Below are 1314 nucleotides of genomic sequence, written 5' to 3'. Positions count from 1 at the left end.
TGGCGTAACGATCCTCTGGCATTAGACTATAGCCTAGCTCACCTTCACAAATGAGCGTTTCCAGCACCAGTTCGCCGCCCTGGCGCAAGGTCCCCTTGAGCTCCAATAGGTGATCGATAGGTGAGCGGCGATGGTAAAGCACGCCCATTGAGAAAGTTGTGTCAAAGGCCTCTAGCTGTGGTGTCACATCTTCCATTCGTACTGGGAGCAAATGGATGGGTGCTTGAGGGCCACAATATTTCTTTAGAGTCTCGAACTGTAGTAAGAATAAAAAGTTCGGGTCGATCCCAATAACATTTTGTGCGCCTTCGCCCAACATACGCCAGCAGTGATAACCAGAACCGCAGCCTACATCGAGTATAATCCGGTTTTTTAAGGGGGTGATGTGGTCTTTGATACGTTCCCATTTCCAGTCTGATCGCCACTCCGTATCGATATGAACGCCGAATAAGTCATAGGGTCCTTTTCGCCAGGGTATTAAACCTCTAAGTGCTTGTTCAAGCTGTTTAAACGTATCACTATTTAGGCCTTCCTTGCTGTCGGCACCAACACGTGAAGCATCTAGATTGACGATGTCGGAGTTTAAAACTGGCAGAGAATGATAGGCCTCCAACCAACGCTTTAAGTCACCATGAGGCTTTTCTTGAAGCTTATGTTTGAGTAGGGGGATTAAAGTCTCCAACCAGGGTTCGAGCTTGTTGCTGCGCATGAAAGCAAATAAGTCGTCATAGAGAGGGTAGAAATCCATCGTTATACCTAAGCTGCTTTAATCGCTATCAGCGACATAAAGTTGAAACATTGATACCAAAGGTGGGAGTGAGTAAACCCGGCCTCTTTCAAACGCGCTTGATGGGCTTCTAGGGTGTCTGGCATTAGTACCTTTTCAAGGGCGCTTCGCTTTTGGCTCACTTCCAGTTCACTATAGCCGTTTGCGCGTTTAAACAACCAGTGCAGTTCTTCTAGCTCGCTTTGCTCATTTTGATTGTCAAAACAGATCTTTTCGGAAAGAATTAGTACGCCACCCGGCTCCATTGCAGCATAGATATCTTTGAGGAGTTTTAAGCGCAATGCAGGGTCAACAAACTGCAGGGTGAAATTTAACGTCACGACTGAGCAAGGTTGAAACGCCAGCTCTGTGATATCCTTACACACAAGTTCAACGGGAGTTTCTTCGTTATCTATTTTGATATAGTGGTTGCAGCGATCAAGCATCGACTCTGAGTTATCGACGGCGATGAGTTGGCAACTTTTGTCTCTTAAGCCATGGCGCATAGCAAGTGTTGATGCACCTAGGGAACAACCCAGGTCATAACA

General features: G+C 46.6%; 2 protein-coding genes. Both read right to left on the bottom strand.

Going from position 1 to position 1314, the window contains the following annotated elements; genetic code table 11:
• On the bottom strand, nt 1–748 hold a 748-nt coding region (gene cmoB / locus A3756_RS01660; protein ID WP_068552767.1), incomplete at its 3' end, for a tRNA 5-methoxyuridine(34)/uridine 5-oxyacetic acid(34) synthase CmoB.
• Between the two features lie 8 nt (nt 749–756).
• Nucleotides 757–1314, bottom strand: a 558-nt coding sequence (gene cmoA, locus A3756_RS01655; protein ID WP_068552765.1) for a carboxy-S-adenosyl-L-methionine synthase CmoA, incomplete at its 5' end; no start/stop codon positions are given.

The sequence above is a fragment of the Oleiphilus sp. HI0086 genome (assembly GCF_001635225.1).
This window is presented reverse-complemented; position numbering and strand designations above follow the sequence as displayed.